Genomic DNA, 4,016 nt, shown 5'->3' with positions numbered 1-4,016 from the left:
CAACCCGCCTTGTCAGCGACCAAAATCGCCGCGGTCAAATGCGTCAATCTAATCAAAACTCGCTCTGATGGGCGCCTATATCATCAGGCGGCTCCTGCTGATGATCCCGACCATCATCGGCATCATGGGTATCTCGTTTCTCGTTATCCAGTTCGCCCCCGGCGGCCCGGTCGAACAGGTGATTGCCGAATTGACCGGCCAGGGCAACTCGGCCACCGAGCGCATTTCCGGCGGCGGTGATTTCCAGAGCCAGCCGGCGGCAGCCGGCGGCGAGGATTTCTCCTCGAAATATCGCGGCGCGCAGGGGCTCGACCCGGAATTCATCGCCAAGCTCGAAAAGCAGTTCGGCTTCGACAAACCGCCGCTCGAGCGGTTTGGGCAGATGATGTGGAACTTCATCCGCTTCGATTTCGGGGAAAGCTATTTCCGTGACGTGACCGTGATCGATCTGATCATTGAGAAGATGCCCGTCTCCATCTCGCTCGGCATCTGGATTCTCCTGATTTCCTATATCATCTCCATACCGCTCGGCGTACGCAAGGCGGTGACCGACGGGTCGCGCTTCGACATCTGGACGTCAGGCGTCATCATCATCGCCTATGCGGTGCCCGGTTTCCTCTTCGGCATCATGCTGATCGTCGTCTTCGCCGGCGGCTCGTTTTTCGACTGGTTCCCGCTGCGCGGGCTGGTGTCGGACAATTTCGCCGAATTGAGCTGGTGGGAAAAGATCATCGACTATTTCTGGCACCTGACGCTGCCGCTGATCTCGCTGTCGCTGGCCGCATTCGCGACGACCACCCTTCTGACCAAGAATTCCTTCATCGACGAGATCCGCAAGCAATATGTCATGACGGCACGGGCGAAAGGCCTGACCGAACGGCAGGTGCTTTACGGCCACGTCTTCCGCAACGCCATGCTGATCATCATTGCCGGTTTCCCCGCCGCCTTCATCACGGCCTTCTTTACCGGCTCGCTTCTGATCGAGACGATCTTCTCGCTGGACGGGCTCGGGCGGCTGGGGTTTGAATCCGTCGTCAAGCGCGATTACCCGGTCGTCTTCGGCACGCTTTTCATCTTCTCGCTGATGGGTCTCGTCGTCGGGCTTATTTCCGACCGCATCTATACATGGGTCGATCCACGTATCGATTTCGAGCGGCGGGACGTGTGATATGGATCAGGCAGTGAGACCCGCCGATATCACCAGCGGCCCGCCCACGGGGTTCTTTTCTCCGACCGCAAAGCGGCGCTGGCGAAACTTCAAGGCAAACCGGCGTGGCTATTGGTCTTTCTGGATATTCCTGATCATATTCGGTCTCAGTCTTTTTGCCGAACTCATCGCCAACGACAAGCCGATCCTGGCTTCCTACAAGGGAGAGCTGCTGGCGCCCGTCCTGGTGGATTATCCGGAGGAGAAATTCGGCGGCTTCCTTGCCCGTACCGATTATCGCGACCCGTTCATTCGCGACGAGATCGAAGCCAATGGCTGGATGTTGTGGCCGCCGATCCGATATTCCTACCGCACGGCCAATTCCTATATTCCAAGCTCGGCTCCGACCGCGCCCTTCTGGACAATGACCAGGCAAGAGCGGTGCGCCGCCTATCCGCAGGGCGCAGAAGACCCCGACTGCATCATCGGCAACATGAACTGGCTCGGCACGGACGATCAGGCCCGCGATGTGATGGCCCGCATGATCTACGGGTTCCGCATCTCCGTTCTCTTCGGGCTTGCGCTCACCGCCCTTTCGGCCGTCGTCGGCGTGTCGATGGGCGCGGTGCAGGGCTATTTCGGCGGCTGGACCGATCTTCTCCTGCAACGCTTCATAGAAATCTGGTCGTCGATGCCGGTGCTCTACATCCTGCTGATCATCGCCGCGATCCTGCCGCCCGGCTTCTGGATCCTGCTCGGCATCATGCTGTTGTTCTCCTGGGTCGCCTTTGTCGGCGTCGTGCGCGCCGAGTTCCTGCGGGCCCGCAATTTCGAATATGTGAACGCGGCGCGGGCGCTCGGCGTCGGCAATACGACGATCATCTTCCGCCATCTCCTGCCCAATGCGATGGTGGCGACACTGACATTTCTTCCGTTCATCCTCTCCGGTTCGATCACCACGCTGACGTCACTCGATTTCCTTGGCTTCGGACTGCCGCCGGGCTCGCCATCGCTCGGCGAACTCATTGCCCAGGGCAAACGCAACCTGCAGGCGCCATGGCTTGGCCTGACTGCCTTTTTCTCAATCTCGATCATGCTGTCGCTGCTGATTTTCATCGGTGAGGCAACGCGTGACGCCTTCGACCCGAGAAAGACGTTCGAATGAGCGAGCCGCTGGTTTCCATACGCGACCTTTCGGTCGTCTTCCGTCAGGGCCGCGAAGAGACGCTGGCCGTCGACCGTGTGTCGCTCGACATCAACCGCGGCGAGACGGTGGCGCTTGTCGGCGAATCGGGCTCCGGCAAATCGGTGACGGCGCTTTCGGTTCTCAAGCTCCTGCCCTATCCGGCGGCGAGCCACCCCTCGGGCTCCGTCCTCTTCAAGGGTTCCGACCTGCTGGATGCCGACGAGGCGGACCTTAGGGACGTGCGCGGCAACGACGTGACGATGATCTTCCAGGAGCCGATGACATCGCTGAACCCTCTCCACACGGTGGAGCGGCAGATCGGCGAGATTCTCGGTCTCCACCAGGGGCTTTTCGACGAGGCGGCGCGCGAAAGGACGCTCGACCTTCTCAATCAGGTCGGTATCCGCGAGGCCGAAAAGCGTCTGTCCTCCTACCCGCATCAGCTGTCGGGCGGCCAGCGCCAGCGCGTCATGATCGCCATGGCGCTTGCCAACCGGCCCGAGCTCCTGATCGCCGACGAACCGACAACGGCGCTTGACGTGACGGTGCAGGCGCAGATCCTGGAACTGCTTGCCGATCTCAAGCAGGAACATGGGATGTCGATGCTTTTCATCACCCATGACCTCGGCGTCGTGCGCAAGATCGCCGACCGTGTCTGTGTCATGACGCAGGGCCGGATTGTCGAGGCCGGTCCGACCAGGGATATCTTCGAAAACCCGCAGCACGAATACACCAGGCACCTGCTGGCCGCGGAACCGAGCGGCAACCCGCCCAAATCAGACGACAGCGCGCCGATTGTCATGGAAGGCAGGCAGATAAAGGTCTGGTTCCCGATCAAGAAGGGGTTCCTGCGCCGGACGGCGGATTATGTGAAAGCCGTGGACGGCATCGATCTGACGCTGCGCGAGGGCCAGACGCTCGGCATTGTCGGCGAATCGGGCTCCGGCAAGACCACGCTCGGCCTCGCCCTGACACGTCTGATATCGTCACAGGGCAAGATCGCCTTCGTCGGCAAGGACATCGAAGACTATTCATTCTCGGCCATGAAGCCACTTCGCAATCAGATACAGGTGGTGTTCCAGGACCCGTTCGGCTCGCTCTCGCCGCGCATGTCCATCGCCGAGATCGTCTCCGAGGGCCTGAGCATCCACGAACCGGGGCTCAGCCGCAGCGAAAGGGACACCAAGGTGGCGCAGGCGCTGGAAGAGGTCGGACTCGATTCGTCGACGCGCTGGCGCTATCCGCACGAGTTTTCCGGCGGGCAGCGCCAGCGCATCGCCATCGCCAGGGCCATGGTGCTCAATCCGCGGTTCGTCATGCTGGACGAGCCGACTTCCGCGCTCGATATGAGCGTGCAGGCCCAGGTGGTCGATCTCCTGCGCAAGCTGCAGCGCGACCACAATCTCGCCTATCTGTTCATCAGCCACGATCTGAAGGTGGTGCGGGCACTCGCCAACAATGTGATTGTCATGCGGGCGGGCAAGGTGGTCGAACAGGGGCCGGCGGAACAGATCTTCGATGCGCCGCGCACGGATTACACCAAGGCCCTGATGGCGGCGGCCTTCGATCTGGTGGCAACGCCGGGCGGTGTCGTGGGCGGTTAGAGTATCCATTTTGATCAAGTATTCATGTGGTGCCATTTTCGCTGATCTCTCAACAGTGCATTTGCAAGGATAATCATCT

The 4,016-nt window shown here is 60.6% G+C and carries 3 protein-coding genes; all 3 read left to right on the top strand.

The features are described 5' to 3' along the window. Window positions 1-67 precede the first annotated feature (67 nt). The 3 genes from AC5E6N_RS23615 to AC5E6N_RS23605 are packed head-to-tail and all read left to right on the top strand — an operon-like array spanning window position 68 to window position 3,937. Entirely contained in the window at window positions 68-1,168 is a 1,101-nt protein-coding gene (locus AC5E6N_RS23615; RefSeq protein WP_491750100.1) for a microcin C ABC transporter permease YejB, read from the top strand. A gap of 1 nt (window position 1,169) precedes the next feature. Beyond that, window positions 1,170-2,312 carry an ABC transporter permease gene (locus AC5E6N_RS23610; RefSeq protein ID WP_491750099.1) on the top strand — a complete coding sequence of 381 codons (1,143 nt, stop codon included), beginning with the start codon at window positions 1,170-1,172 and terminating at the stop codon, window positions 2,310-2,312. Continuing rightward, window positions 2,309-3,937 carry an ABC transporter ATP-binding protein gene (locus tag AC5E6N_RS23605; RefSeq protein ID WP_491750098.1) on the top strand — a complete coding sequence of 543 codons (1,629 nt, stop codon included), beginning with the start codon at window positions 2,309-2,311 and terminating at the stop codon, window positions 3,935-3,937. Before AC5E6N_RS23610 ends, AC5E6N_RS23605 begins: the two co-directional genes overlap by 4 nt. Window positions 3,938-4,016 lie beyond the last annotated feature (79 nt).

The organism is Hoeflea sp., from assembly GCF_984452065.1.
Note: the sequence above shows the minus strand (reverse complement) of the source record. Positions and strands in the feature narration are given on the sequence as shown.

Bases quoted from the DNA above. Each gene is read 5' to 3' on its own strand.
- AC5E6N_RS23615 (WP_491750100.1), top strand. From the start codon at position 68: ATGGGCGCCTATATCATCAGGCGGCTCCTGCTGATGATCCCGACCATC.
- AC5E6N_RS23610 (WP_491750099.1), top strand. From the start codon at position 1,170: ATGGATCAGGCAGTGAGACCCGCCGATATCACCAGCGGCCCGCCCACG.
- AC5E6N_RS23605 (WP_491750098.1), top strand. From the start codon at position 2,309: ATGAGCGAGCCGCTGGTTTCCATACGCGACCTTTCGGTCGTCTTCCGT.